At 75.6% G+C, this 26,749-nt stretch carries 20 protein-coding genes, 2 pseudogenes and 2 riboswitches; of the genes and pseudogenes, 2 read left to right on the top strand and 20 right to left on the bottom strand.

The features are described from left to right. Window positions 1–22: 22 nt before the first annotated feature. From VKK44_RS09400 to VKK44_RS09385, 4 genes are read right to left on the bottom strand one after another with little or no spacing between them, the layout of a single operon-like run. The gene (locus VKK44_RS09400; RefSeq protein WP_343446471.1) at window positions 23–751 is read right to left on the bottom strand and encodes an enoyl-CoA hydratase/isomerase family protein; all 729 of its coding nucleotides are present in this window, start codon (window positions 749–751) and stop codon (window positions 23–25) included. After that, entirely contained in the window at window positions 748–1,704 is a 957-nt protein-coding gene (locus VKK44_RS09395; protein ID WP_343446470.1) for a zinc-binding dehydrogenase, read from the bottom strand. The genes VKK44_RS09400 and VKK44_RS09395 overlap by 4 nt, the downstream gene beginning before the upstream one ends. After that, entirely contained in the window at window positions 1,701–2,411 is a 711-nt protein-coding gene (locus VKK44_RS09390; protein ID WP_343446469.1) for a nitroreductase family protein, read from the bottom strand. The genes VKK44_RS09395 and VKK44_RS09390 overlap by 4 nt, the downstream gene beginning before the upstream one ends. Next, window positions 2,408–2,788 carry a hypothetical protein gene (locus tag VKK44_RS09385; protein WP_343446468.1) on the bottom strand — a complete coding sequence of 127 codons (381 nt, stop codon included), beginning with the start codon at window positions 2,786–2,788 and terminating at the stop codon, window positions 2,408–2,410. Before VKK44_RS09385 ends, VKK44_RS09390 begins: the two co-directional genes overlap by 4 nt. Window positions 2,789–2,908: 120 nt before the next feature. Between VKK44_RS09385 and VKK44_RS09380 the strand changes: the two genes are divergently transcribed. Continuing rightward, window positions 2,909–4,057 (top strand): acyl-CoA dehydrogenase family protein, encoded by a 1,149-nt coding sequence (locus VKK44_RS09380; RefSeq protein ID WP_343446467.1) that lies wholly within the window; start codon window positions 2,909–2,911, stop codon window positions 4,055–4,057. A gap of 12 nt (window positions 4,058–4,069) precedes the next feature. On the opposite strand, the gene VKK44_RS09375 is transcribed toward VKK44_RS09380, so the two are convergent. The 16 genes and pseudogenes from VKK44_RS09375 to VKK44_RS09300 form a co-directional block, all read right to left on the bottom strand. After that, window positions 4,070–4,705 carry a TetR/AcrR family transcriptional regulator gene (locus tag VKK44_RS09375; protein WP_343446466.1) on the bottom strand — a complete coding sequence of 212 codons (636 nt, stop codon included), beginning with the start codon at window positions 4,703–4,705 and terminating at the stop codon, window positions 4,070–4,072. Between the two features lie 99 nt (window positions 4,706–4,804). Continuing rightward, a complete protein-coding gene (gene cobA, locus VKK44_RS09370) occupies window positions 4,805–6,430 on the bottom strand; it encodes a uroporphyrinogen-III C-methyltransferase (RefSeq protein WP_343446465.1) in 1,626 nt (541 codons plus the stop codon). After that, window positions 6,427–7,023 (bottom strand): precorrin-8X methylmutase, encoded by a 597-nt coding sequence (locus tag VKK44_RS09365; RefSeq protein WP_343446463.1) that lies wholly within the window; start codon window positions 7,021–7,023, stop codon window positions 6,427–6,429. The genes cobA and VKK44_RS09365 overlap by 4 nt, the downstream gene beginning before the upstream one ends. After that, on the bottom strand, window positions 7,020–8,120 hold the full coding sequence (locus tag VKK44_RS09360; RefSeq protein ID WP_343446461.1) for a HoxN/HupN/NixA family nickel/cobalt transporter: 1,101 nt from the start codon (window positions 8,118–8,120) through the stop codon (window positions 7,020–7,022). The genes VKK44_RS09365 and VKK44_RS09360 overlap by 4 nt, the downstream gene beginning before the upstream one ends. Then, window positions 8,117–8,314 carry a DUF362 domain-containing protein gene (locus VKK44_RS09355; RefSeq protein WP_107155315.1) on the bottom strand — a complete coding sequence of 66 codons (198 nt, stop codon included), beginning with the start codon at window positions 8,312–8,314 and terminating at the stop codon, window positions 8,117–8,119. The genes VKK44_RS09360 and VKK44_RS09355 overlap by 4 nt, the downstream gene beginning before the upstream one ends. Further along, window positions 8,302–10,029, bottom strand: a complete 1,728-nt coding sequence (cobJ, locus tag VKK44_RS09350; RefSeq protein ID WP_343446460.1) for a precorrin-3B C(17)-methyltransferase — start codon at window positions 10,027–10,029, stop codon at window positions 8,302–8,304. Before cobJ ends, VKK44_RS09355 begins: the two co-directional genes overlap by 13 nt. Continuing rightward, window positions 10,017–11,240, bottom strand: a pseudogene (gene cbiE / locus VKK44_RS09345) (precorrin-6y C5,15-methyltransferase (decarboxylating) subunit CbiE); the annotation flags it as partial. The gene cobJ and the pseudogene cbiE, both read right to left, overlap by 13 nt. Further along, entirely contained in the window at window positions 11,228–12,379 is a 1,152-nt protein-coding gene (locus VKK44_RS09340; RefSeq protein ID WP_343446459.1) for a cobalt-precorrin-5B (C(1))-methyltransferase, read from the bottom strand. The gene VKK44_RS09340 and the pseudogene cbiE, both read right to left, overlap by 13 nt. Then, a complete protein-coding gene (gene cobM, locus VKK44_RS09335) occupies window positions 12,376–13,215 on the bottom strand; it encodes a precorrin-4 C(11)-methyltransferase (RefSeq protein WP_343446458.1) in 840 nt (279 codons plus the stop codon). The genes VKK44_RS09340 and cobM overlap by 4 nt, the downstream gene beginning before the upstream one ends. Further along, window positions 13,212–14,000, bottom strand: a complete 789-nt coding sequence (gene cobI / locus VKK44_RS09330) for a precorrin-2 C(20)-methyltransferase (RefSeq protein WP_343446457.1) — start codon at window positions 13,998–14,000, stop codon at window positions 13,212–13,214. The genes cobM and cobI overlap by 4 nt, the downstream gene beginning before the upstream one ends. After that, window positions 13,997–15,358, bottom strand: coding sequence for a cobyrinate a,c-diamide synthase (locus VKK44_RS09325; protein WP_343446456.1), 1,362 nt, complete (start codon window positions 15,356–15,358; stop codon window positions 13,997–13,999). Before VKK44_RS09325 ends, cobI begins: the two co-directional genes overlap by 4 nt. Then, complete coding sequence (gene cobO, locus VKK44_RS09320; RefSeq protein ID WP_343446455.1) at window positions 15,355–15,966, bottom strand: cob(I)yrinic acid a,c-diamide adenosyltransferase; 612 nt, start codon at window positions 15,964–15,966, stop codon at window positions 15,355–15,357. The genes VKK44_RS09325 and cobO overlap by 4 nt, the downstream gene beginning before the upstream one ends. 81 nt (window positions 15,967–16,047) lie before the next feature. Further along, window positions 16,048–18,320: pseudogene (locus tag VKK44_RS09315) on the bottom strand (VWA domain-containing protein). Further along, entirely contained in the window at window positions 18,317–21,985 is a 3,669-nt protein-coding gene (gene cobN / locus VKK44_RS09310; protein ID WP_343446454.1) for a cobaltochelatase subunit CobN, read from the bottom strand. The pseudogene VKK44_RS09315 and the gene cobN overlap by 4 nt, the downstream one beginning before the upstream one ends. A gap of 359 nt (window positions 21,986–22,344) precedes the next feature. Next, window positions 22,345–22,474, bottom strand: a riboswitch (cobalamin riboswitch). A gap of 176 nt (window positions 22,475–22,650) precedes the next feature. Next, entirely contained in the window at window positions 22,651–23,292 is a 642-nt protein-coding gene (gene bluB, locus VKK44_RS09305; protein WP_343446453.1) for a 5,6-dimethylbenzimidazole synthase, read from the bottom strand. 36 nt (window positions 23,293–23,328) lie between these two features. Then, window positions 23,329–23,530, bottom strand: a riboswitch (cobalamin riboswitch). 49 nt (window positions 23,531–23,579) lie between these two features. Beyond that, window positions 23,580–24,233, bottom strand: coding sequence for a DedA family protein (locus tag VKK44_RS09300; protein ID WP_343446452.1), 654 nt, complete (start codon window positions 24,231–24,233; stop codon window positions 23,580–23,582). Window positions 24,234–24,353: 120 nt separating this feature from the next. On the opposite strand from VKK44_RS09300, the gene VKK44_RS09295 reads away from it, so the two are divergent. Then, on the top strand, window positions 24,354–26,693 hold the full coding sequence (locus tag VKK44_RS09295) for a lysylphosphatidylglycerol synthase domain-containing protein (RefSeq protein ID WP_343446451.1): 2,340 nt from the start codon (window positions 24,354–24,356) through the stop codon (window positions 26,691–26,693). The last annotated feature ends 56 nt before the right edge of the window (window positions 26,694–26,749 follow it).

Genomic DNA, 26,749 nt, shown 5'->3' with positions numbered 1-26,749 from the left:
CGGGTGGTCGGTCCGGAAAGCGTCACTCGGGAGCGGCGGCGGTCGCCTGGGCCGTGACGTGCGCGGTGAGCGTCGCCCACTCGCGCTCCCAGGCCGCGTCGTCGACGACCGGCCGGGCGAGGCGCACCATCCGCCGGACCGCGGTCGGATCGAGGGCCGCGACGGTCGCCGCCAGCGCGTCGACGTGCGCGACGAGCTGCTCGTCGGCGACGGCCCGGCTGACCAGGCCGCGGCGCGCGCACTCCTCGGCCGACCAGGTCTCGCCGGTGACCAGCAGCCGCCGGGCGAGCGCCGGACCGACCGCGAGCGGCAGCAGGACACTCGATCCCCAGCCGGGCACCTGGCCGACGGCGAGGTGCCGGTCGCCGATCCGGGCGCTGTCGGCGGCGACCGCGATGTCACAGGCGAGCAGCAGTTCCAGGCCGCCGGCGAAGGCCGCCCCGTTGACCGCCGCGACGGTGGGCAGCTCCGCCGCCCGGATCCGGCGTACCAGGCGGCGGCCCCGGTCGAGGAGGGCCAGCAGCGCGGGCAGGTCGCCGAGCAGGCCGGTGGCCTCGGCGAGGTCGGCCCCGGCGCAGAAGCTCCGGCCGGTCCCGGTGAGCACGAGCACCCGGACGTCCGGATCGGTCGCCCCGGCGAGCCAGCCTTCGAGGCCGGCCAGCACCGTGCTGTCGCAGGCGTTGCCGACGCCGGCGCGGTCGATCCGGGCCCACAGCGCGGGCCCGCGGCGGGTCACCACGACGGAGGTCACGACACACTCACACAGAGCTTGCCGAAACCGGTGCCGGCGATCATCCGACCGGCCTGGCGGCGGATGTCGGCGAGGTCGACGACGCTGTCGACGACCGGCCGCACGTGCCGGGCGTCGACGAACTCGACCAGGGCCCGGAACTCGTCGAGCGTGCCCATGGTCGAGCCGTGGACGGTGATCTCCCGGGCGAACAGGCGGGGCAGGTCCAGGTGGGCGGTGAAGCCGCTGGTGCCGCCGCACACCACGATGGCGCCGCCGGCCCGGGTCGAGCGCACCGAGTGGGCGAACGTGGCCGGGCCGACGGTCTCGACGACGATGTCGGCCAGCTCCGGTGTGCGTTCGCCGCTGTCCAGCGCGACGGCCGCGCCGAGGGCCAGCGCCCGCTCCCGCTTGACCGGGGAGCGGGAGGTGACCATGACGGTGGCGCCGGCGGCCACCGCGAGGCAGGTGGCGGCCGTCGCGACACCGCCACCGGCGCCCTGGACGAGCACCACCGTCCCGGGCCCGACCGCCGTCCGGGTGAACAGCATCCGGTACGCGGTCAGCCAGGCCGTCGGCAGGCTCGCCGCCTCGGCCCAGCTCAGCCCGGCGGGCTTGGGCACCAGGTGTGCCGCCGGCACCACGACACGCTCGGCGAGCACGCCGTGCCCGGCGTCCGGGAGCAGGGTCGCGTGGGTGACGGTCCGGCCGGTCGGCGCGGCGGGCAGCACGGGATAGACGATCACCTCGCGGTCGCCGGCGACGCCGGCCGCGTCGCTGCCGATGACGCGGGGGCCGGCCGGCGGTGGGGCGCCGACGCCGCGCAGGCTCCAGATGTCGTGCATGTTGAGCGCGCCGGCCCGCACGTCGACACCCACCCAGCCGGCGGGCGTCACCGGGGCGTCGAGGTCACCGACGCGCAGCGCGTCGACCGGGTGGTCGGCGGAGGGTTCGACGACGTACGCGGCTCTCATGCCGACGCCGTCGCGGCCCGCTCGGTGGGCCCGTTCCAGAACGCCACGTCGGCGAGGTCGGCCCGGGCCGCGGGGCGGAAGTCCAGCCCCTTCGTGTACGCGACCGGGATGAGCGTGACCGGTCGCCACGAGTCGGGCAGGCCGAGCACGGCCCGTACCCGGGTGGCCTTGTGCGCCATGGCGGTGGCCAGCACCGAGCCGAGGCCCCGGGAGCGCAGCGCGAGCTGGAACGACCAGGCGAACGGGAAGATCGAGCCGTAGTAGCCGGACGCGGTGCCGCCGACCGGCCGCTCGGGGACCGGCTTGGTGCTGCACAGGACGACGAGGACGGGCACCTCGGCCAGGTGGTCGACGAGGTGCTTCACCGCGGCGAGGACCCGGCGCTGCCGGGCCCGGGCCGACGGATCGGCGCGGACCGTCGGCGACAGCCGGGTGGTGGTCGCCGCCTCGCCACCGGCCAACGGACGCTCGACCGTCTCGTACCAGATCTCGGTGTACAGCTCGGACAGCTTGCGCCGCAGCGCCGGGTCGTCGACCGCGACGGCCCGCCAGTCCTCCAGGTTGGAGCCCATCGGCGCCTGCTGCGCGAGGCGCAGGCACTCCTCGACGACGGCGCGGCCGACCTGGCGGTCGAAGTCCATCCGGTGCCGCACCGCGCGGGTGGTGGTCAGCACCTCGTCGATGTCGGTGATCACGGCGGTGCTCATACGTGGTCCTCTCCGGTGAGGCGGTCGACGGGCTTGTCCCGGTAGGGCAACGGCACGCCCCACCGGTCGAGGTAGCTGACGCTGTTCACCGGCCGGCGGGCCGCGACCCGGAAGTCGGTGCCGACGGTGTGGGCGACCGGCAGCATGGTGATCTGGAGCGCGTCGTCGGGGATGCCGAGCAGTTCGGCGGCGGACGCCGCGTGGTGCAGGTGCAGGGTGGTGATGACGGGCGCCAGGTCCGGGTCGCCACCGCGACGGTCCGGACCGGTGTCGACCCACCAGGTCGCGTCCGGGGCGCACAGGCGGGCGAGACCGCCGAGGCTTCCCCGGTCGAGCGCGGAGATGAAGTCCATTCCCGTCCGGACGGCGCGTGTCATCCCGGCCTCCAACATTCCGACTGGTGGGTATCTAACACGTCGGCGGCGGACAACTCAAGGGGGTGCTACATACCGACCGGATGGTATTATCGTGCCAGGTCGGCGACGAGGAGGTCTGCGGTGTTCGAGGCGTACCAACTGCCCGAGGAGCACACGGCGGTGCGGGAGGCCGTGCGGGCCGTGTGCGACGACAAGGTCGCGCCGCACGCCGCCGACGCGGACGAGAACGGCCGGTTCCCGCAGGTCGCCTACGACGCGCTGCGCGCCGCCGACTTCCACGCGCCGCACATCCCGGTCGAGTACGGCGGCGCCGGCGCCGACGCCCTCGCCACCGCGATCGTCATCGAGGAGATCGCCCGCGCCTGCGCCTCGTCGTCGCTCATCCCGGCCGGCAACAAACTGGGCACCATGCCGCTGCTGCTGGCCGCCGGGGAGGAACTCCGGCAGCGCTACCTGCCGCCGGTCGCCCGCGGCGAGGCGATGTTCTCGTACTGCCTCTCCGAGCCGGAGGCCGGCAGCGACGCCGCCGGGATGCGCACCCGCGCCGAGCGCGACGGCGACGGTTGGGTGCTCAACGGGGTCAAGCGCTGGATCACCAACGCCGGCGTGAGCGAGTACTACACGGTGTTCGCGGTGACCGACCCGGCGGCGCGCTCACGCGGCATCTCCGCGTTCGTGGTGGAGCGGTCCGACCCCGGCGTCGGCTTCGGCGCACCCGAGCGGAAGCTGGGCATCAAGGGGTCACCGACCCGCGAGGTCTACTTCGACGACGTCCGCATCCCGGCCGACCGGATCATCGGCGAGCCGGGCACCGGCTTCGCCACCGCGATGCGGACGCTCGACCACACCCGGGTCACCATCGCCGCGCAGGCCGTGGGCATCGCGCAGGGCGCGCTCGACCACGCGCGGGCCTACGTGCGGGAACGCCGGCAGTTCGGGCGGGCCGTCGCCGACTTCCAGGGCATCCAGTTCATGCTCGCGGACATGGGCATGACGCTGGAGGCGGCCCGGCAGCTCACCTACGCGGCGGCCGGCCGGTCCGAGCGCGACGAGCCCGACCTGTCGTACTTCGGCGCGGCGGCCAAGTGCTTCGCCTCGGACGCGGCCATGCGGATCACCACCGACGCGGTGCAACTGCTCGGCGGCTACGGCTACACCCGGGACTTCCCGCTGGAGCGGATGATGCGCGACGCCAAGATCACCCAGATCTACGAGGGCACCAACCAGGTGCAACGACTCGTCATGGCCCGTCACCTGCTCGCCGGCTGACCGGCCGCCGGATCAGACGCACAGGCCGTCGAGCACCATCGCGCTGAACTGGCGCGCCACCTCGTCGACGCTGAGCGGACCACCGACGTTCAGCCACTGGTAGGCCCAGGCACACATGCCGACCAGGCCGAACGTGGCGATGCGCGGGTCCACGTCCGCGCGGAACACCCCGCGGGCGACGCCGTCGGCGACCATCCCGGCGAAGGCCGCCTCCACCAGGCCACGCTTGCGGGTCACCTCGGCGAACAGATCGCCGGTGAGATAGCGCCGCTCCTGATAGAAGATCGTCACGTGGGCCCGGTACTCGGCCACACTGGTGAGGCTGAACCGGATCAGCTCGCGTACCCGGTCCTTCGGGTCGTCGCTGTCCGCCTCGATCCGCTGGATCGCCGCCAGCTGCGCCTCCAGGTACTCCTCCTGGATGTGCCGCAGCAGGTCGTCCTTGCTGGCGAAATGGTGGTAGAACGCACCCTTGGTGAGCTTCGCCTGGTCGGCGATCTCCTGCACCGAGGTGCGGTCGAACCCACGCTGCTCGATCAGCGTCAGCGCACTCGTGATCAACGACTTGCGGGTGTTCTCCGGGTCGTAGCCGTCCGGCCAGCGTTGCCGGCGCCGGGTCGGCTCCGGCCGGGACGTCGTACGCGCCATTGGTGGCCCCCTATCCCCTGTGCAGCCCCACAATGCTACCGTCCAGTCGGTAGGAAGGAAGGGCAGCCACGCCGGTCGATCCGGGCCCGAACGGATCGGTCAGCCGAGCGTCACCACCTGGCCCACCACGAACACGGCCGGCGGACGGATACCCTCCCGGGCGGCGACCGTGCCGATCTCGTCCAGCCGGGCCGGCACCGCCCGCTGTCCGGGGTGCCCGGCGTCCTGCACGGCGAGCACCGGGGTCTCCGGGGCGCGACCGTGCTCGACCAGCGCGGCGGCGATCTTGGCGATGGTGTCCACCGCCATGAGCAGCACCAGCGTGCCCCGGGCGCGGCCCAGCGCCGCCCAGTCGACGAGCGAGCCGGGGTGACCCGGCGGCAGGTGCCCGGAGACGACGGTGACGTCGTGCGCGACGCCCCGGTGGGTCACCGGCACACCGGCCAGCGCCGGCGCGGCCAACGCACTGCTCACGCCCGGTACCACGGTCACCGGCACACCGGCCTCCGTGCAGGCCCGCACCTCCTCGTGGCCGCGACCGAACAGGTACGGGTCGCCACCCTTGAGCCGGACCACCCGCCGACCCGCGCGGGCGTGCGTCACCAGCGCCTCGTTGATCGTGTCCTGCGCCATCGACGGACCGCGGGGCACCTTGGCCGCGTCGACCACCAGCACGGCGGGACGCAGCCCCGCGAGCAGCCCCTGCGGGGCCAGCCGGTCGACCACCACCACGTCCGCGGCGTCCAGCAGGGCCTTCCCGCGTACCGTGATCAGGTCGTCCGGCCCGGGCCCGCCGCCGACGACCGCGACCGACCCCGCCGCCGCCCCGTGGTGGTGATGATGGTGGTCGTGGTCGTGGTGGTGGTGGTGGCCGTCGACCGGGTCGTCCGGATGGTCGTGCGGGCGCTGCGGGCGGCCCACCTTGTCGGCGAAGCCCGGCATCAGCACCCGGTACGCGCAGGTGTCGCAGTTCATCCGGATGTCACCGGCCAGCGCCTCGGCGTGCCGCTCCAGCACCAGGTCGGCCAGCGCGTCGCAGTCGCCGATCACCTCGGCCACCCGCACGTCCAGATCCGGGTGCGCGGCGGCGAACTCGGCCGACCGGGCGACGATCCGGTCCGGCAGCACGCCGGCGAACAGGAAATACGGCGCCACCACGATCCGCCGCGCGCCGAGCCGGCGCAGCCGCTCCAGCACCGCCGGCACGGACGGCTCCGCCAGGGAGATGAACCCCGGCTCGACACCGGCGTACCCGCGTCCCTCCCAGAGCAGCCGCGCGACCTTCGCCACCTCGGCGTTGGCGTCCGGGTCGGTGGAGCCCCGGCCGATCAGCGCGATCCACGTACCGGCCCGGTCGGCGCCGGCCAGCGCGGCGTCGATCCGCTCCTCAAGCGCGGCGTGCAGCAGGGGATGCGGGCCCAGCGGACGACCGTAGCGGTAGGTCAACCCCGGGTGGCGCTGCTGCTCGCGGGCCATCGCGGCGGGGATGTCGCCCTTGCCGTGCCCGGCGGCGGTGAGCACCAGCGGCAACGCCACCAGCGCCCGGTGTCCCCGCTGCACCAACGCGGTCACCGCGTCGGTCAGCGGCGGACGGGACAACTCGATGAAGCCACCCTCGACGTCCCCGACGACACCGCGTCGGCGGACCCGCCCGACGAGCGCGGCGAACTGGTCGACCCCGGCCGCGCTGCGCGTACCGTGCCCGACGATGACCAGACCGGTCATGGCATCTCCTCGATGTAGAGCAGAGCGTTGAGAGCGGCGGCGGCAACCGCCGAACCGCCCTTCTCCCCCACGTTCGACACGGCGGGCAGGCCACTGGCCCGCAGCGCCGACTTGGACTCGGCGGCGCCGACGAAACCGACCGGCAGACCGACGACCAGCGCCGGCGCGGCGTCCAGCGCGAGCAGTTCGACAAGCGCGGTCGGCGCGCAGCCGACCACCCAGACCGCGCCCGGACCGACCCGGTCCAGGGCGATCCGCACGGCCGCCGCCGACCGGGTGATCCCGGCGGAGCGGCCCAGCTCGGCGGCGACCGGCTCGGCGACCGGGCAGACCAGGTCCAGGCCGGCGCGGGTGATCCCGGCGGCGACCATCGCCACGTCGGTGACCACGGGCACGCCGGCGCGCAGCGCGGCCAGACCGGATGCCAGGGCCACCTCGTCACAGACCAGCTCGTCGACGTACGCCAGGTCGGCGCTGGCGTGCACCACCCGCTCGGTCACCGCGCGGGTCAGCGGCGGCAGGTGCGTGAGGTCGACCCGCTCGCGCAGGATCCGGTACGACTCCGCCTCGATCGGGTGCACCACCCGGCTCACGGCTGCTCCCCCGTGCCGGCGGGCGCCGCGCCCGGGTAGCGGCGGTCGTAGCCACGCAGCTTCCACAGCGCGACCGCGCCCACCCAGGAGGCCACGAAGAGACCCACCACCACGTACCCGAGCTGCTCGAAGTGGTCGGCGACGGCGGCGTACCCGGAGAGCGCGGTCATCCCCAGGTGGTCGACCAGCAGCCCGGCCAGGTAGACGCTTGCCACCACAGCGCCCACCAGCACCGTCATCGCGGTGGTGGCCAGGTTGTAGAAGAGCCGCCGGGCCGGCTGCCGGTACGCCCACGAGTAGGCGCGGCTCATCAGCAGACTGTCCGCGGTGTCCATGGCCGACATTCCGGCGGCGAAGAGCAGCGGCAGCGTGAGCAGGGCCAGCACCGGCAGGCCACCGGCAGCGGCGGTACTCGCCGACAGCGCCAGCAGGGTCACCTCGCTGGCGGTCTCCAGACCGAGGCCGAACAGGAAACCGACCGGGGCCATGTGCCACGAGGAGCGCACCAGCGCCCGGGCCCGACCGCCGAGCACCCGCTGCATGAGCCCCCGGTTGAGCAGTTGCAGGTCCAGCTCCCGCTCGTCCAGGTCGCCGTGGCGCATCCGGCGCCACAGCCGGGCCAGCCCGCTGAGCACCACCGCGTTGAGCACCGCGACCAGCGCCAGGAACACGGTGGCGGTGACGATCGCGACGGTGGCGCCCAGCTCGCGGGCCCGCACCAGCTCCGCGCCGCCGAGGTTCGCCGAGGCCAGGCCGACGATCAGGGCCAGCAGCAGCACCACCGCGCTGTGCCCGAGGGCGAAGAAGAAGCCGACGCCCACCGGCCGCCGGCCGCGCAGCAGCATCAGCCGGGTGGTGTCGTCGATGGCGGCGATGTGGTCGGCGTCGAACGCGTGCCGCACCCCGAGCACGTACGCCAGGGTGCCGGCGCCGGCCAGCCCGCCGGCCGCCACGGGCTGGTTGTTCCAGTACAGGTAGAGGCTCCAGCCGGCGATGTGCAGCACGGCCACGGCGAGCACGATGCCGCCGAGGCGGACCCGTTCGGCGCGACTGAACCGGCCGACCGGGGGTGCGGTGCTGACGGCGGTCGGACTCATCGGGTTCCTCCACGTTCGTCGGGGCCGGTGACCCGGATCGCGTCCACCGGGCAGATCTCCACGCATTCCAGGCAGCCGGTGCAGCGGTCGGCACGGACGGTCAGGCCGCCGGCAACCGGCCGGATCGCGTGGGTGGGACAGGTGAGCAGGCAGGCGCCGCAGCCCTGGCAGGCGCCGATGGTCACGAGCGCCACCGGTACCCCCGGGGCGTGACCATCCGACCGGCGACCAGGCGGGTGTCGCTGCTGCCCACGACGACCACGCTGTACATGTCGACCACCTGCGGATCGAGCGTGGCCAGCGTGGCCAGGTGCACCCGCTCGCCGGCGCGGCTGGCGTTGCGCACCACGCCGACCGGGGTGTCCGGTGGGCGGTGCGCGGCGAGGATCGCCAGGGCCCGGCCGAGCTGCCAGTCGCGGGCGCGGCTGCGCGGGTTGTAGAACAGCGCCACGAAGTCGCCCTCGGCGACGGCGGTCACCCGCCGCTCGATGACCTCCCACGGGGTGTGCAGGTCGGACAGGCTCAGGTACGCGTGGTCGTGGCCGAGCGGGGCGCCGAGCAGCGCGCCGGCGGCCAGCGCCGCGGTCACCCCGGGTACGCCGACCACGTCGATCCGCTCGTCGGCGTACTCCAGGGCCGGACTCGCCATCGCGTACACCCCGGCGTCGCCGGAGCCGATCAGCGCGACCGCCCGGCCGGCGGCGGCCTCGGCGACGGCGGCCCGGGCCCGGGCCTCCTCCGCGCCCAGCCCGCTGGCCAGCACCCGGGTGCCCGGGCGCAGCACGCCGCGCACCTGGTCGACGTACTGGTCCAGGCCGACCACCACGGCCGCCCGGCGCAGCTCGGCGACCGCGCGCGGGGTGCGCAGGTCGGCGGCGCCCGGCCCGAGCCCGACCACGGCGAGCCGGCCGCGCGGCGCGTGCCGGGCCACCGCCACGGTGGCCATCGCCGACGCCGTCTTGGGCACCAGCAGCTCGGCGTCGCCGGGCCGCCCGTCGACGCCGAGCAGCGCGGCGGCCTCGGCGACGCTGGGTGTGCCGACCGCGGCGCGCACCACCTCGCTGGGGTGCGGCACGTCGACCGCCGCCAGCGCCACCGCCGGATGCGTCACCAGCGGTACGCCCAGCGCGTCCGCGGTCGCCGCGATGCCCGCCTCGTCGGCCTTGACGTCGACGCTGGCCAGGCAGCGCAGGCTGGCCGGACTGAGCCCCGCCGACGTCAACTCCCGGTGCAGCAGGTCGCGCACCTCGTCGGCGGGCACGCCTCGGCTGGCCCCGATCCCGGCGACCAGCGACGGGGGTCGCAGCACGGCGGTCCGGTCGTCCGGCGGCACCAGCCGGTCGGTGACCAGCAGCCGGTAGCCGGTCGGCTCGGCGTCGGCGGCGCAGGGGCGGACGTTCGGCGGCAGGGCGGGCAGTGGCCAGTCCGCGTCGGCGACCAGCCGGACCGGGTCGCCGTCCAGGATGGCCCGGGAGACCGCGGCGACCGCGCCCTCCACCGGCCAGCCCAGGGTGTCCAGGCCGGGCAGGTCGACCGCGTCGGTGGCGGTGGTGACCACCGGCCGGGCATCCACCAGCGCGCCGACGGCCTCGGCGAGCGCGTTGCCGCCGCCGGCGTGCCCGCCGAGCAGCGCCACCGCGTGCCGCGCCGCCTCGTCGACGACCACGACGGCCGGGTCGGTGCGCTTGTCGCCGAGCAGCGGCGCGAGGATCCGGACCACCGCGCCGGTGGCCAGGAAGGCGATCACCGCGTCGCAGTCGGCCCAGGCGGTTCGCAGCGCGTCGGCGACGCTCTCCCCCCGCACCAGCCGGGCGTGCGGCCAGGCGTCGGCGACGCTCCGGGCGTGGCGTCGGCCGGCGGCGGTGGCCGCGACGAGCCCGATCCGGGCGTGCGAGGTCAGGTGGTGCACGTGCGCTCCCCGGTGAGGACGACCACCGGGTTGGTGGCCGCGAGACGGATCGACCCGCCGGGCAGGTCGGCGAGGCGGGCGGCGGAGAGCTGGCTGCCCTCGGCCCGGTAGCCGGCGGCGCGGAGCAGCGCCACGGCCGGCGCGACCCGGTCCAGGGCGGCCAGCGTGAGCACCACCCGGTCGGGGCGGCGGGCCAGCACGGCGGCGAGCACGTCGGTGCCCCCGCCGCCGACGAAGACCGCGTCCGGGTCGGGCAGGCCGGCCAGCACCGCCGGAGCAGGCCCGACGACCAGCCGGACGTCGACGGCGTGCGCGGCGGCGTTGGCCCGGATCGCGTCGGCGGCCCCGGCGTCCCGCTCGACGGCGAGCACCGCCGCACCGAGCAGGGCGCACTCGATGCCGACCGAGCCGCTGCCCGCGCCGACGTCCCAGACCAGCCGGCCCAGCCGGGGGCGCAGCCGGGCGACGACGAGGGCGCGTACCTCCGACTTGGTGATCATGGAGTCGCGGTGGGCGTAGGCGCTCTCCGGCCGGGCCCACCCGGCGGCCGGCGCGGCGGCCGGCTGGTTGTCCCACCGCATCCCGCCGGGGTCGGGCGTGGCGACGCTGAGCAGCACGTGCGGGTCGGTCCACGTCCCGGCGGCGGCCTGCGCCGGGGTGACCTCGCAGATCCGTTCGGCGTCGGTGCCCAGGAGCTCGGCGACCAGCAGCCGGCGGGACCAGCCGACCAGCCCGGCGCCCAGTTCGGCGGCCCCGGCGCCGGGGGCGGTGAGCACCGCCACCAGCGGCAGCGCCCGGCAGGCGTTCAGCGCCGGCCGCGGGTCCCGGCCGTGCGCGGTGACCACCGCGGCGCCGTCCCACGGCAGCCCGGCGCGGGCGAACGCGGCGGCCACGCTGGACACCGCCGGCACGACCCGCAGCGGCAACCCGGCCGCGCGCAGGCGCCGCACGATGCCGAACAGGCCCGGATCGCCGCTGGCCAGCACCACGGCGGGTACGCCGGCGGCGACGGCGGCGGCCAGCCGGTCCACGGCGGGGGCGAGCGGCCCGAGCGCGACGGTGGCCGCGCCGGGCGGCACGGGCACCGCGGCCAGGTGTCGGGCGGCGCCGACCACCAGCCGGGCGGCGGCGAGCGCCGGTGTCAGGGCGGGATGCGCCGGGGCACCGGCCGCGTCCAGGCCGACCACCGTCACCGTGCTCATCGCGACCACCGGCCGGTGGAGGCGACGGTGCGACTCCCGGCGAAGTCGACCATCGCCACGTCCACGGTGACGGCGTGCCCGGCGAAGCGCAGCAGCACCTGCCGGACCCGGTGGCAGAGCAGGTCCCCGGCCGGACCGAGCAGCCCGGCGGCCTCCCACAGCTCGTACGCGTGCCGGCCGGTGTTCGCCCCGGTCACGGCGGCGACCAGCGCCGGATCGCCCCCGGCCTCGACGGTCACGGCGCCGAGCAGCGACAGGTCCACCCGGGAGCGGGTGTAGTGGGTCATCAGGATGCCGGCGGCGAGCTTGGCCAGCTTGCCGGCCATGCCGACGAACACCACCCCGGTCATGCCGTCGGCGACGGCGGCGCTGACCGCCGCGCCGGTGAAGTCGCCCACCTCGACGAAACACACCTCGGGCAGGTCCGGCAGCAGCGCGCGGGCGGCCCGCTCGGTACGCCCACCGGTGCAGAGCACCACGGTCCGCTCGCCCTGCGCGGCCATGACGTGCACGGCCTGGACGACGCTGGCCCGCCAGGAGGCGGTGGAGAAGGGACGGACGATCCCGGTGGTGCCGAGGATCGAGATGCCGCCGAGGATGCCGAGCCGCCGGTTGGTGGTCTTACGGGCCATGATCTCGCCCCCGGGGACGCTTATCACCACCCGGACGCCGACCTCGGCCAGGTCGACCACCTCGGCCACCGCCGCGTTGATCATGCGACGCGGGGTGTCGTTGATCGCGGGGCCGCCCACGGCGAGCCCCAGGCCGGGTTTGGTGACGGTGCCCACGCCCGGCCCGCCGGCCAGGCGCAGCCCGGGGGCGTCGGCCCAGTCGACGGTGGCGGTCAGCTCCGCGCCGTGGGTGACGTCCGGGTCGTCACCGGCGTCCTTGACCACGACCGCCTCGGCACACCGCGGCGGGACCCCGGTCAGCTCGCAGCGGGCGACCGGGAAGCGGACCCGCTGGCCGGCCGGCAGCCCGATCTCCACCTCGGGCTGCGGCGCGCCGGAGACCAGCGCGGTCACCGCGGCCTTGGCCGCCGCCGTCGCGCAGGCGCCGGTGGTCCAGCCGGTGCGCAGCGCGGTGGGCCGGACCTTCGCGGTACGCGGCAGGTCCGGCTCCCGCAGCGGCGGCTCCGGGTACGTCACTCGGCACCGCCCACCGGGTCGGCGGGGTGGGCGGCGGCGCGACGGCGCAGCTCGGCCCGGGCGGCCGGCTCGGCCCGCCGGTAGGTGTGGAAGTGCCCGGGGTGGTAGAGGTGTGAGCGGGTCCCGGTGGCGGCCAGCGCCGGCCCGACCAGGAAGAGCGTGTGCTTCCAGAGCCGGTGCTCCTTGACCGTCGCCGCCAGGGTGCCCACCGTGCAGCGCACCACCAGCTCGTCCGGCCAGGTCGCCTGGTACGCCACCACCGCCGGGGTGTCCGCCGGGTAGCCGCCGGCCAGCAGCTCGGTCTGCACCTGCCCGGACCGCGCGGCGGAGAGGAACAGCGCCATCGTGGTGCCGTGCCGGGCGAAGTCGCGGACCCGTTCGCCGGGCGGCATCGGGGTCTTGCCGCCTTCGAGGCGGGTGAGGATCACCGACTGGGCGACCTCGGGGACGGTCAGCTCCCGCCCGACGATCGCGGCGACGGCGGTGAACGACGAGACCCCGGGGACGATCTCGACGGCCAGGCCGAGCGCCCGGCACAGGTCCAGTTGTTCCTGCACCGCACCCCAGAGCGCCGGGTCGCCGGAGTGGATCCGGGCCACCGTCAGCCCCCGCTGCGCGGCCCGCTCGTACAGCGGCAGCACACCCTCGATGGGCAGTTGCGAGGAGTCCACGATCTCCGCGTCGGCCCGGGCGTGGCCGAGCACGTCGGCGTGCACCAGGCTGGCCGCCCAGATCACCACGTCGGCCTCGGCGATCACCCGGGCCGCCCGCAGGGTCAGCAGGTCCGCCGCGCCGGGGCCGGCACCGACGAACCACACCTTGCCGGGGCTGGTCACAGTTTTCCTCCTCGGCGGTCCCGCCGGGCGGGGACCAGCAGCGTCGACAGGTACGGCAGGTCGTACTCGGCCTCGTCCACTCCACCGATCCGCTCGTCGGGCAGCCCGAGGCCGCACCCGAGCACGGCGTCGGCGAGGCGACCCTGCCGGCGCAGCTCCCCGACCAGCTCGGGGTGCCGCCGCCAGCCCTTGTAGGCGACCACGGTGCCCGGGCCGGCCAGCGCGTCGGCGAACAGCGCCAGCCCGGCCGTCGCCGGCAGCAGGGTCAGCGGCTCGCGTCCCTCGCAGAGCGGGGTGCCGCTGCGCGCGGCCAGCTCCTGCATGGCGGTGATGCCGGGCACGGTCGCGACCCGCACCGCCGGGCGTGACGCGCGGACGCTCTGCGCCAGGTAACCGAAGGTGGAGTAGACGTTCGGGTCGCCGATGGTGGCGAAGGCGAGCGCCCGCGCCCCGGCGTCGACCGCCTCGACCACCGCGCGGGCGGCGGCGTCCCAGGCCGCCGCGCGACGCGGGCTGACCCCGCCCCGGTCGTCCAGGGCGAACGGCAGCCGGCGCAGCCGGTCCGCCCCGACGTGCGCCAGCACGGTCCGCTCGGCCCGCCCGGCGGCCCCGTCCCGGTCCGCGGCGCTCGCCGGCCGATCCGCCATCACGGGTACGAAGACCAGGTCGGCCGCGCGCAGCACCCGCACCGCCTTGAGGGTGAGCAGTTCCGGGTCGCCGGGGCCGACGCCGACCCCGGTCAGCACCGCGTCGACAGGTGCGGCGGCTCGGCTGTCGGCGGTCATCGGCACGCCTCGACCAGGCGGCGGGCGGCGGCCGGGCTGCCCGCCCAGTGCGTGTGCAGGTAGGAGGCGTGCACCCGGCCGGCCACGAAGCCGTGCGCCGCGCCGTTCCACCGCCACGCCGCCTGCTCGCCGTGGCCGGGGTCGGTGGTGGTGCGGTGGAACTCGTGGCCGCGTACCGCCTCGCCGGCCCGGGTCACCGGGGAGTCGGCGGCGGCGACCGCCTCCCGGTAGCCGAGGGTCAGCCGACCGGTCATCCGGGCGGTCAGGTCGAGCCGCCCGCACATGGGCGCGCCGTCCAGGGACCGGCCGAGGTAGAGCAGCCCGGCGCACTCGGCCACGATCGGTCCGTCGAAGGCGGCCACCTCGGCGCGCAGGGCCGTGTTGCCGGCCAACGCCTCCGCGTACGCCTCGGGGAAGCCGCCCCCGATGACCACCGCGCGGGTGCCGGCGGGCAGCGCCGGGTCACGCAGCGGGTCGACGGTGACCACGTCGGCGCCGGCCGCGGCGAGCAGCTCGGTGGTCTCCGCGTACGAGAAGGTGAAGGCCGGACCACCGGCGACCGCGACCCGCGGGCGGTCCCCGCCGGCCGGGCCGCCGACGGCGGCGAGCGGGTCCCAGGCGGGCGCCGTCAGCGGCGCGGCGGTACGGGCCAGGTCGAGTACGGCGTCCAGGTCCACGGTGGACTCGACCAGCTCGGCGAGGGCGGCGACGATCGCGAGCGACTCGGGCGCCCGCTCGGCGACCGGGACGAGCCCCAGGTGCCGGGCCGGGGCGGCCACCTCGGCGGCCCGGGTGACCGCCCCGAGCACCGGCACGCCCACCTCGGCGAGCGCGTCGCGCAGCAGCGTCTCGTGCCGGGGTGAGCCGACCCGGTTGAGGATCACCCCGCCGATGCGCACCGCCGGGTCGAAGGCGGCCATGCCGAGGGTGAGCGCGGCGGCCGATCGACCCTGCGCGGTGGTGTCGAGCACCAGCAGCACCGGCGCGTCGATCAGCCGGGCGACGTGCGCGGTGGAGGCGAAGCCGCCCCGGCCCACGGCGCCGTCGTGCAGGCCCATCACGCCCTCGACCACGGCGACGTCGGCGGGCGTGGGGACGCTCGCGCCGTGCCGCAGCAGCGGCGCGATCCGGTCCGCGCCGACCAGGAAGGGGTCGAGGTTGCGGCCGGCCCGGCCGGCGGCGAGCGCGTGGTAACCGGGGTCGATGTAGTCCGGGCCGACCTTGTGCGGGCTGACCGTCAGGCCACGGCGGCGCAGCGCGGCGAGCAGCCCGGTGGCCACGGTGGTCTTGCCGTGCCCGCTGGCCGAGGCGGCCACCACCAGCCGGGGCAGCGCCCAGGGCGTCGTCGCGTCGGTCACCACTCGATGCCCTTCTGACCCTTCTGGCCGGCGTCCATCGGGTGCTTGACCTTGGTCAGCTCGGCGACCAGATCGGCCGCCTCCACCAGCCGTGGGTCGGCGTCCCGCCCGGTGATCACCACGTGTTGGAAGCCGGGCCGGTCGGCCAGCGTGGCGACCACCTCGTCGACGTCCACCCAGCCCCACTTCATCGGGTAGGTGAACTCGTCCAGCACGTACAGCCCGTACCGCTGGGCGGCCAGGTCGCGCTGGATCTGCCGCCAGCCCTCCAGGGCGTCGGCGGCGTGGTCGGCCGCGCCGCCGCGCTGGATCCAGGACCAGCCCTCGCCCATCTTGTGCCAGGCCACCGGGGCGCCCTGCCCGGTGCGCTCGTGCACCTCGCCGAGCGCCCGGAAGGCGTTCTCCTCGCCGACCCGCCACTTGGCGCTCTTGACGAACTGGAACACCCCGACCGGCAGGCCGGCGGTCCAGGCCCGGAGCGCCATCCCGAACGCGGCGGTCGACTTGCCCTTCATCTGTCCGGTGTGCACGATCAGCAGCGGCCGGTGCCGCCGCTGCCGGGTCGTCAACCCGTCGGCGGGCACCGTGCTCGGCTTCCCCTGCGGCATCAGCGATCTCTCCTCGTCGTCATCCCCGCGACCACTCCCGCGATCTTGCGATTTCGGTCCGCCATGTGTGCGCTTCGTCCGCTATGCCGGCGCAGCAAGTGCACGATCGCGGGCGAGAGGGTGGGTGAGGGCGTTCAGCAGGTGGTGGGGGGCACTGAGCTGGACGGCCAGGCGGCGGGCCAGGTGTAGGCGAACGGGGCCCGATTCGCAGTCGACGACCACGCAGGGTGCGCCGGTGGCGGCAAGGAGCGCCGCCGCCGCGGCCGCCCGCTCCAACGGGCGCGAGCCGGCGGTGGCCCGGCCGTCGGTGACGATGAGCACCAGGGGGCGGCGCTTCGGGTCGCGCAGCCGTTCCCGACGCAGCAGGTCGGCCGTCGCGAGCAGGCCCTCCGCCAGCGGGGTACGCCCGCCGGTGGACATCTCGGCCAGCCGGAGCGAGGCGGCCAGCACCGACGAGGTGGCCGGCAGCACGGTCTGTGCCCCGGCACCCCGGAAGGCGATCACCGCCACCTTGTCCCGCCGCTGGTACGCGTCGGTGAGCAGGGCGAGCACCGCGTCCTTGACGGCCGTCATCCGCTCGCGGGCCCCCATCGACCCGCTGGCATCCACCACGAACAGCACCAGGTTGCCCTCGCGTCCCTCCCGGACCGCCTCGCGCACGTCGTCCCGACGCAGCCGCAGCGGACCGGTGAGGCGGCCCCTGGCCGCCTGGTGCGGCGCAGCCGCGCGGACCGTGGCCGGTAGGTGCAGCGCGGTCACCGGACCGGCCGGCACCCGGGCGCCCGTGGTGCGACCTCGCCCGGTACGGGCGCGGGACCGCCGACCGGGCACCCCGTCCCCCACCCCGGGCGCGGTGAGCAGCCGGGCCTTCAGCCCACCCCGGGGTACGGCCACCGGCTGAGCGCCCGCACCGGCGTCGTCCGGACGGGGTCGGCCCCGGCGCGGGTCGTCGCCGCCGCCCGGGCGACCAGCGTCGGTCCGCCCGTCCCCGCCGTCCGCCGGCCCCCCGACGGGATCGGGTGACCCGCCGTTCCCGCCGGTCGCACCCCCACCGGGTCCACGTCGGTCGGCGCCGTCGGCGCCGCGCCCGGCGGAGTCGAGACCACGGCCGTCCCCGGCGTCCGGGTCTCCGCCGCGCCCGTCCGGGCCGTCCCCGCCGAAACCAGGACCGTCCCCGGCGGGCCCGTCCGAGCCGGCCGGACCACCCGGGCCGCCGTCCTGCGGGCCGCCGCCGTCCGGACCGCGGCCGTCGGTGCCGCCGTCGTCCGGGTCGTCGGGATGCTCGTCCTGGGCGCGCCGCAACGCCTCGTCGAGACGTTTGTCGTCCAGACCGGGGGTGTCGAACGGGTCGCGGCGACGCCGGTGCGGCAGGGCCAGCCGGGCGGCCACCCGGACGTCGTCGACGGTCACCCGGTCCCGCCCGTGCCAGGCCGCGTGCGCCATCGCGGTACGGGCGGTGACGATGTCGGCGCGCATCCCGTCCACGTCGAACGCGGCGCAGACCTCGGCGATCTGGCGCAGCGAGGAGTCCGGCAGCCGCACCCGGGCGAGCCGGTGCCGGGCGTCGGCCACCTGTCGGGCGGTCCGCGCGTCGGCGGCGGCCCAGCGGGCGGCGAAGCCGGCCGGGTCGGCGTCGGCGGCCAGCCGGCGACGGACCACCTCGACCCGGACCGCCGGGTCCCGGCTGGCGCCGACCTCGACGGTGAGCCCGAACCGGTCGAGCAGTTGTGGACGCAGCTCCCCCTCCTCCGGGTTCATCGTCCCGACGAGCAGGAACCGGGCGGCGTGGCTGACCGAGACGCCCTCCCGCTCGACGTGGCTGCGGCCCATCGCGGCGGCGTCGAGCAGCAGGTCGACCAGGTGGTCGTGCAGCAGGTTGACCTCGTCGACGTAGAGCACGCCGCGGTGCGCGGCGGCCAGCAGACCCGGCTCGAAGGCGCGTACCCCCCGGCCGAGGGCCTGCTCCAGGTCCAGCGAGCCGACCACCCGGTCCTCGGCGGCGCCGACCGGCAGCTCGACCAGCCGGGCCGGCGCGGTCTCGGCGGCCACGCCGGCGGGGTGCGGGCCGTCCGGGCAGGTCGGGTCCGGCGCGGCCGGGTCGCAACCGAACCGGCAGCCCGCCACCCGGCGCACCGGCGGCAGCAGACCGGCGAGGGCCCGCACGGCAGTGGACTTGGCGGTGCCCTTCTCGCCCCGCACCAACACCCCGCCGATCGCCGGGGAGACGGCGTTGAGCAGCAGCGCCAGCCGCATGTCGTCCATGCCGAGCACGGCGCTGAACGGATAGGTGCTCACGGTGCCTCCTCGGTTCGCGACTGCGGGGCTCGCAAACCCGGCTCACTCCTCGCGCTCACTGCCGTTCCTCCAGGTCGCCCTCGCTGGCCAGGTACGTGTCGCGGAGCCGGTCCAGGGTGGCCGGCTCCGGCTGGGCCCACAGCCCCCGGTCGGCGGCCTCCAGCAGCCGCTCGGTGATGCCACGCAACGCCCACGGGTTGGACCGCTCGAGGAAGTCGCGGGTGACGTCGTCGAAGACGTAGGCGGCGGCCAGGTGCTCGTACATCCAGTCGTCGACCACCCCGGCGGTGGCGTCGTAGCCGAACAGGTAGTCCACGGTGGCGGCCAGCTCGAAGGCACCCTTGTAGCCGTGCCGGCGCATGGCGGCGATCCACTTCGGGTTGACCACCCGGGCCCGGAACACCCGCCGGGTCTCCTCGCCCAACGTGCGGGTGCGCACGTCGTGCGGCATCGCCGAGTCACCCACGTACGCCTCGGGCGAGGCGCCGGTGAGGTGGCGGACCATCGCCACCATCCCGCCGTGGTACTGGAAGTAGTCGTCGGAGTCGACGATGTCGTGCTCGCGGGTGTCCTGGTTCTTCGCGGCCACCGCGATCCGGGCGAACGAGCGTTCCATGTCGACGCGCGCCTCCCGCCCGTCGAGGCCACGGCCGTAGGCGTAGCCACCCCAGACCGCGTACACCTCGGCGAGGTCGGCGTCACTGCGCCAGGTCCGGGCGTCGATCAGCGGCAGCAGACCCGCGCCGTACGCGCCCGGTCGGGAGCCGAAGATCCGGGTGGTGGCCCGCCGCTCGTCGCCGTGCTCGGCCAGGTCGGCGGCGACGTGCGCGCGGACGAAGTTCTCCGCGTCCGGCTCGTCCAGCGCGGCCACCCGCCGGACGGCGTCGTCGAGCAGCGCCACCACGTGCGGGAACGCGTCGCGGAAGAACCCGGAGATGCGGACCGTGACGTCGACGCGGGGCCGGCCGAGTTCCGCGGTCGGCACCACCTCGACGCCGGTGACCCGCCGCGACCGGTCGTCCCACACGGGTCGACAGCCGAGCAGGGCCAGCACCTCGGCGATGTCGTCGCCCTGGGTACGCATGGCGCTGGTGCCCCACACGGTCAACCCCACCGAGCGGGGATACGCGCCGGTGTCGGCGAGGTGCCGCGCGAGCAGCGAGTCGGCCAGGGCCACGCCGACGTCCCAGGCGTTGCGGCTGGGGATGGCCTTGGGGTCGACGGAGTAGAAGTTGCGACCGGTGGGCAGCACGTTGACCAGCCCCCGGGTGGGAGAGCCGGACGGGCCGGGCGGCACGAAGCGGCCGTCCAGGGCGCCGAGCGTGTTGGCCAGCTCGTCGGTGGTCCGCGCCAGCCGGGGCACCACCTCGGTGGCGGCGAAGCGGAGCACCGCGGCGGCGTCCGGCACGGGCCGGCCGGTCACCTCCGCGACCACCGCCTCGACCGCCTCGACGTCCCACCCGAGGGTCTCCATGCCGACCACCAGCCGGCGTGCCATCGCCTCGATCAGGTCGACGGCGTCGGCGGCGGTGGCGGACGGCCCGTCCACGACGTCGGTGAGCGCCGCCGGCAGGGCCAGGCGCTGGCCCGGCGAGGCGAGCAGCGCCTGTTCGTCGAGCCCGTACGCGCCGGCGAGGGCCTGCCGCAGGCCGGGCAGGGCGCGGGTGCCGCCCCAGACCTGCGGGGCACGCAGCACCGCGAGGACCAGGTTGACCCGCGGTTCGCCGGTGGGTGCGGCGGCGAGGATGTGCAGCCCGTCGCGGATCTGCACGTCCTTGACCTCACAGAGGTAGCCGTCGAGGTGCAGCACGAAGTCGTCGAAGTCGTCGGCGTCGGGCATCGCCTCGGCGTGCAGGTCGTGGTGCAGTTCGGCGGCGCACACCAGGTCCCAGATCTGCGCCCGCACGGTGGGCACCTTGGCCGGGTCGAGGGCCTGCACGGTGGCGTACTCGTCGAGCAGTTGCTCCAGTTTGGCCAGGTCGCCGTAGGTCTCGGCGCGGGCCATCGGCGGCACCAGGTGGTCGACCACGACGGCGTGGGAGCGCCGCTTGGCCTGGGTGCCCTCACCGGGATCGTTGACGATGAACGGGTAGACCAGCGGCAGCTCGCCGAGGACCGCGTCGGGGGCGCAGTCCGCCGCCAGGCCGAGCCCCTTGCCGGGCAGCCACTCGCACGTGCCGTGCTTGCCCAGGTGCACCACGGCGTCCGCGCCGAACCCACCGTCGGCGACCGGCGCGGCGAGCCAGCGGTACGCGGCCAGGTAGTGGTGGCTGGGCGGCAGGTCCGGGTCGTGGTAGATGGCGATCGGGTTCTCCCCGAAGCCGCGCGGCGGCTGGATCAGCAGCATCACGTTGCCGAAGCGCAGCCCGGCCAGCATGATGTCCCCGCCGGTGGTGTACAGCTCGCCGGGCGGCTCGCCCCAGTGCTCGCGCATCCGCTCGCGCAGCGCGGCGGGCACCTCGTCGAACCACCGCCGGTACGTCGACCCCGGGATCCGGGCCTCGGCGGCGAGCTGCTGCTCCGGGGTGAGCCACTCCACGTCGTGGCCGCCCGCGGCGATCAGCGCATGGATCAGGGCGTCGCCGTCGTCGGGCACCGGGGCGTCGCCCAGGTGGTAGCCGGCGTCGGCCAACGCGGCGAACAGCCGGACGGCGGAGGCCGGGGTGTCCAGACCGACCGCGTTGCCGACCCGGGAATGCTTGGTCGGGTACGAGCTGAGCACCACCGCGACGCGCTTCTCGGCGGGGGGCACGTGCCGCAGCCGGGCGTGGCGTACCGCGATGCCGGCCACCCGGGCCGCCCGTTCGGGATCGGCGGCGTAGACCGAGAGCCCGTCGGCGTCGATCTGCTTGAACGAGAACGGCACGGTGATGATCCGGCCGTCGAACTCGGGGATGGCCACCTGCATGGCGGCGTCCAACGGGGACAGTCCGGCGTCGCTGCCGGCCCACTGCTCGCGGGTGCTGGTCAGGCAGAGGGCCTGGATCACCGGCACGTCCAGGGCCGCGAGGGCGCCGACGTCCCAGGCGTCCTCGTCGCCGCCGCCGGAGGCGTCCGCGGCCACCGCGCCACCGGCGGCGAGCACGGTGACCAGCAGCGCGTCGCACCGGCCGAAGAGCCCGAGCGGCCCGGCGCCGGCGGTCAGCCCCCGCAGCGAGCCGCAGAAGATCGGCAGCGCGTTCCCGCCGGCGGCCCGTACCGCGCCGGCGAGCACGTCGACGAAGCCGGTGTTGCCGGCCAGCGCGTGTGCCCGGTAGAAGACGATCCCCACCGTGGGTCGGCCGGGGGCGATCTCCGGATCGCCGTGCACGCCGTAGGCCGGAGCGGGCGCGGGCGGGGCGAAGCCCTCGCCGGTGAGCAGCACCCGGTCGGACAGGAACCGGGCCAGTTGCCCCAGGTTCGCCGGGCCGCCCTCGACCAGGTACGCGAGAGCCTGGCTGACCACGCCCGGCGGCACGGTGGAGGCCGCCATCAGCTCCGCGTCGGGCAGCGCCTCGCCGCCGAGCACCACCGTGGGCACGCCGCTGGCCAGCACGGCGGCCAGCCCGTCCGGCCACGCCTGCCGGCCACCGAGCAGGCGTACGACGGCAAGGGCGACGCCGTCGACGAGCGCGGGTACCGCGTCGGCGTCGACCCGCGCGGGGTTGGCGAGCCGGTAGTCGGCGCCACTGGCGCGGGCGGCCAGCAGATCGGTGTCGGCGGTGGACAGCAACAGGATGCGCACGAGAGGCTCCGGAGGGTGACGCCCGGGGTCATGCGGAGGCGACCGGGGCGAAGCGGGATGGGAGCGACGTCAGCGGGTACGGCGACCCGCGGCGCGGCTCACCGGGACGCGGGTCGGTGAGCGGTCAACGCCGGGGGTACGCGGCCCGGTCGAGAGGGTGAACGGTCCCGGGTGCGCCGACACGGCGCACGCCGTCACAGCCGGAGACTGGTGCGCCGGCACGGCCGGCGACGTGGCCGGCGACGGGTGCGGCGGAGCGTCCGGCGTGCGGGTCATGACGATGTTCGTCGATCAATGAGACGCCGTGCGTCATCGGGTCCTCCTCGGGTGTCCACGCCCTGGGGTACGTCCGACGGCCGAAGTATCCTGGCTCCCGGATCGACGTTCACCCCCGGCCTTCCAACCGCACGCACACGGCCGTGACACGCAAGGGGGGATCACTCCCCGGTGACAGTGGCGGGACCGCGCCGGAATCGCACCGGCTTCCTTCACTGCCGTCAGGCCGCGAATGCTGCCACACCCCCCGACCCCCGGTCAACGCCCCGCCCACCACGGGCGGGCGCGACCATTCCATCGAAATGTGTCCATTAGTGACTTCGGGTGGACCGTCGTCACGGCTGTCCGACCCGGCCTGGACACCGACTCCAGGCCGGGTCGGACAGCCGTCAGCTCGTGGCGGATTCGGGGTTCCAGCGGTCGTGGTGTGTCGCCGCGCGCAAGGGGCGGCGGTGACGCCAGCCGTGCCGTTCGAGGTCGGGTACCGCTTCGAGATGGGTGACGGGGCCGAGGCAGAGCCAGGCGACGGGTCGGATGCCGGCCGGGATGGCGAGCAGTTGCCGGAGAAACGGTTCGCGGTAGAACGACACCCACCCGACGCCGAGGTTCTCGGCGGTGGCGGCCAGCCAGAGATTCTGGATGGCCAGGCACACGGAGTACAGGCCGGCATCGGCGATGGCGTGCCGGCCCAGGACCGCCGGGCTGCCGCGGTCGGGGTCGTAGGTCACCACGACCGACAGCGTGGATTCCAGGATGCCGTCGATCTTGATGCGGGAGAATCGGTGGGCACCCTCGGCGTCGAGGGAGGCGGCGAACGTGTCGCGCTCGGCGTGGACGTGCCGGTGGAACGCTTCGCGGAGGCCCCGGTCACGAATCACGATGAAGTCCCACGGCTGGGACAGCCCGACACTCGGTGCGGCGTGCGCCGCGGCGAGGACGCGGTCGAGGACGCCGGGGGCGAGGGGTTCGCCGGTGAACTGGCCACGCACGTCGCGGCGGCGGTGGATCACGTCGTAGATGTCGCTGGTCATGGGCAGGCTCCCGCTGCGCTCATGCCCCACCGGAGGTGGGGCTGACGACGCGAGGCCGGTCTTCGGACTTCCAGATCGACACCGGCCCGCCCGCCTTCCCAGCCCGTCGGCCAGTGGCTGCGCACAAGGTGCGCGTGGGCGGCAGCTCCCTGGTTACCGCGGCGGGCCCGTGCCGGAGTCGCACCGGCTTCCCGATTCTCCCCACCACCGGTGAGGCACCTCGCAACAGTTCATGCCGCCCGGCACGTTACCCGTCGGGTCCGACACGGAACGTCCGGCCCACCGCGCTACCGATCCGCCCCACCGCGCGCGGGCGGTCGGCCGGGGCGTTCACCGGCCGACCCCCGGCGGGCCCGCCGCCACGCGCGCAGCGCCACGACGACGCCGACCAGGGCCAGCAGGGCCCCTTCGCCGATGCCCAGTTCCCGCTCCAGATAGCGATAGGAGGCCGCGCCCAGGTAGCCCAGCGTCGCCACCGCCGCGGCCCAGAGCAGCCCGCCGACCAGGTTCGCCCGCAGGAACACCGGCCAGCGCATCCCGCCGGTGCCGGCGATCAGGGGAACCACGGTCCGTAGCACCGCCACCCAGCGTCCGGTGACGACCGCCCACGCACCGCGCCGGGCGACCAGGCGGCGGGCCCGCTCGAGGTCGACGCGTCGGCGCAGCACCCGTGGGGCGTGGGCGAGCACGCTCGGGCCGTACCGTCGGCCCAGGGCGTAGCCGACCTGGTCGCCGAGGCAGGCCCCGGCCGCGCCACCGGCGACCACCGCCCACAGCGGCAGCGCGCCACCGTGGGCCACCAGGCCACCGATCAGGATCGCCGTCTCTCCGGGCACGACCAGCCCGAGCAGGGTCGACGACTCCAGGGCCGGCAGGACGATCACCAGGGTCAGGACGAGCAGCGGCGGCAGCCCGACGAGCACCGCCACGAACCTGTCCACCCGCTGATTGTCGCCCCGACGGGGTGGCCGGTGCGGAAGGAGCGCCTCCGATGGGCGGACGAACCGTAGGGTTCGGGTCGACGGCAGGGACGGTGCCGGACGAGGGGCGGCCGAGGACCGGTGGGAGCACGTACGCATCGCCCGTCACCGGCGTTGCTGGTCAGCCTGACCGCCTCGACATGCCTGCTGGCGGCGCTCAGCGCCGCCGTACGCAGCCACCGGGTGCCTCGCTGGGAGCGGGACCTGTTCACCCTGCTCAACCACCTCCCCGCCGGGCTGACCCCGGTCCTGGTCCTGGTCATGCAGCTCGGCTCGTACCCGGCGGTGTTCGTCGCCGCCGCCGCAGCGGTCATCGCGCGCCGCATCGGCACCGCGTGGACTCTCCTGCTGGCCGGAAACCTGGCCTATTGGCTCGCGACCGCCGTCAAGGCCACTGTCGCCCGGCAGCGGCCCGCGGCACTGCTGACCGACGTGGTCCTGCGCGAGACGATCACCGGACGCCTCGGGTACCCGTCGGGACACGTCGCGGTCGCCACCGCCCTGGCGCTCGTCGCCGCGCGGGCCGGCGGCCCCCGGTGGCACCGCGCGGCCTGGACGATGATCGGGCTGGTCGCCGTCGCCCGGATCCACGTCGGGGCGCACCTGCCGATCGACGTGGTCGGCGGCGTCCTCGTCGGCTGGCTCGCGGTGTGTCTGACCCGGCTCCTGGTCGGCGAGGTCGGGCCGCAACGGTCGGTGCCCGCCCTGCGGGCGGCCCTGCGACGACGCGGGTTCGAGGCGGTGCGGTTGACGCCGATCCACGGCGACGCCCGTGGTTCGCAACCGTGGCAGGCGGTCACCACCGACGGGCGACAACTGTTCGTCAAGGTGACCGGCGGCGAGCAACGCGACGCGGACTGGGTCTACAAGCTCTACCGGCGGATGCGCTACCGCCACCTGGCCGACGCGCCGCCCTACCTGAGCGCCCGCCAGCAGAGCGAACACGAGACGTGCCTGACCCTGCTGGCCGAGCGCGCCGGGGTCCGGATACCGGCCGTCGTCACGACCGCCGCGATGCCCGGCGACGACGCTGTCCTGGTGCAGGAGTTCATCGACGCCGCCCCGCTGCACGCCGTCGTCGGGCCGGTCCCGCTCGCCGCCGTACGCGACGCCTGGGAACAGGTGGCGCGGCTGCACCGGGCGGGCATCGCGCACCGGGACCTGCGCGCCGCGAACGTGCTCGTCGGCCGGGACCGCACCCACCTGGTGGACCTGGGCTTCGGCGCCGACGACGCCTCGGCCGAGCAGCGGGCCCGCGACGTCGTCGAGCTGATGGTCGCCCTGTCCACTCGGGTCGACCCGGCCAGCGTGGTCGCCGCGGCGATCGACCGCCTGGGCGTCGCGTCGGTCGCGGACAGCGTGCCGTTCCTGCAACCTGCGGTGCTGTCCCGCGCCGGCCGAGCCGCCCTGCGCGGCCGTCCCGGCATGCTGACCTGCCTACGCCGGGAGATCCTGCGCCGCTGCCCCGACCGCGACCGCCCGGCGGCGAAGGTGGTCCGGATCAGCCGCCGCGCCGTCCTGGAGCTGCTGGTGCTGGGGTTGATCGTGCACCTGCTGCTCCCCCGGCTCGGCGAGATCCGCACCGCCGTGCGTCTGATCGGGCACGCCAACCCGGTCGCGGTCGCCGCGACGCTGCTCAGCTCCGCCCTGACCTACCTGCTCAGCGGCCACGTGCTCCGGCTGGCCGCAGCCGGCCGGATCCCGCTGGGCGAGGCCACCCTGGTGCAGGTCGCCGCGTCGTTCGCCAACCGGCTGGCGCCCGGCAGCCTCGGCGGCGCCGCCCTCAGCCTGCGCTACCTGCACCAGAAGGGACTCGTCGCCGCCGAAGCGGGCACCGCCGTGGCCGTCTCCCGCATCGCCGGGGTGTTCTCGGTCGTGCTGCTGCTGCCGGTGCTGCTGCCGTTCGCCCGGCAGCCCGCCCGCATCCTCACCCATGACGCGAGCAGGGCGTTGCCGCTGCTGCTGGGCGCCCTGGCCGTGCTGCTGGTCCTCGCCGCGGTGCTCGCCGTACCCCGGATCCGGCGGCGCGGACGCGCGGCGGCCGGCAAGGTCGTGACCGCGCTGCGCGAACTGCGCCACCAGCACGGGCTGCGGTGGCTCGTCGTCGCGTCGACGGCGCTCACCCTCACCTACGGCCTCTGTCTCTACCTCGCGCTGCTCGCCACCGGGCCGGTCCCGCTGGCGCACCTGCCACAGGTGCTCCTGGTCTGCCTCGTCGGTGAGGGCGTCTCGTCCGCCGCGCCCACCCCCGGCGGGCTCGGCGCCACCGAAGCCGCGCTCGTCTCCGGCCTGCTGCTCTACGGGCTGCCGCTGGACGCCGCCGTCGCGGGCACCCTGATTTACCGCCTGGCGACGTTCTGGCTCCCGGTGCCACCGGGCTACCTGGCCTTCCGGGTCCTGACCCGCCGCCGGCTATTGTGAGCCGCCGGCGCGGTCCCGGTCACCGCTCGCACGCCGGGACCGGGACGTCAACCGCC

It is taken from the genome of Micromonospora sp. DSM 45708 (assembly GCF_039566955.1).
GTDB lineage: Bacteria > Actinomycetota > Actinomycetes > Mycobacteriales > Micromonosporaceae > Micromonospora.
The sequence above is the reverse complement of the archived record's forward strand: the minus strand, read 5'-3'. Positions and strand labels throughout refer to the sequence as shown.

Excerpts from the sequence above, each read along its gene's own strand:
- bluB (WP_343446453.1), bottom strand. The coding sequence starts at position 23,292 with ATGACCAGCGACATCTACGACGTGATCCACCGCCGCCGCGACGTGCGT.
- VKK44_RS09395 (WP_343446470.1), bottom strand. The coding sequence starts at position 1,704 with ATGAGAGCCGCGTACGTCGTCGAACCCTCCGCCGACCACCCGGTCGAC.
- VKK44_RS09385 (WP_343446468.1), bottom strand. The coding sequence starts at position 2,788 with ATGACACGCGCCGTCCGGACGGGAATGGACTTCATCTCCGCGCTCGAC.
- VKK44_RS09360 (WP_343446461.1), bottom strand. The coding sequence starts at position 8,120 with ATGAGTCCGACCGCCGTCAGCACCGCACCCCCGGTCGGCCGGTTCAGT.
- VKK44_RS09375 (WP_343446466.1), bottom strand. The coding sequence starts at position 4,705 with ATGGCGCGTACGACGTCCCGGCCGGAGCCGACCCGGCGCCGGCAACGC.
- VKK44_RS09390 (WP_343446469.1), bottom strand. The coding sequence starts at position 2,411 with ATGAGCACCGCCGTGATCACCGACATCGACGAGGTGCTGACCACCACC.
- cobO (WP_343446455.1), bottom strand. The coding sequence starts at position 15,966 with ATGCCGCAGGGGAAGCCGAGCACGGTGCCCGCCGACGGGTTGACGACC.
- cobI (WP_343446457.1), bottom strand. The coding sequence starts at position 14,000 with ATGACCGCCGACAGCCGAGCCGCCGCACCTGTCGACGCGGTGCTGACC.
- cobA (WP_343446465.1), bottom strand. The coding sequence starts at position 6,430 with ATGACCGGTCTGGTCATCGTCGGGCACGGTACGCGCAGCGCGGCCGGG.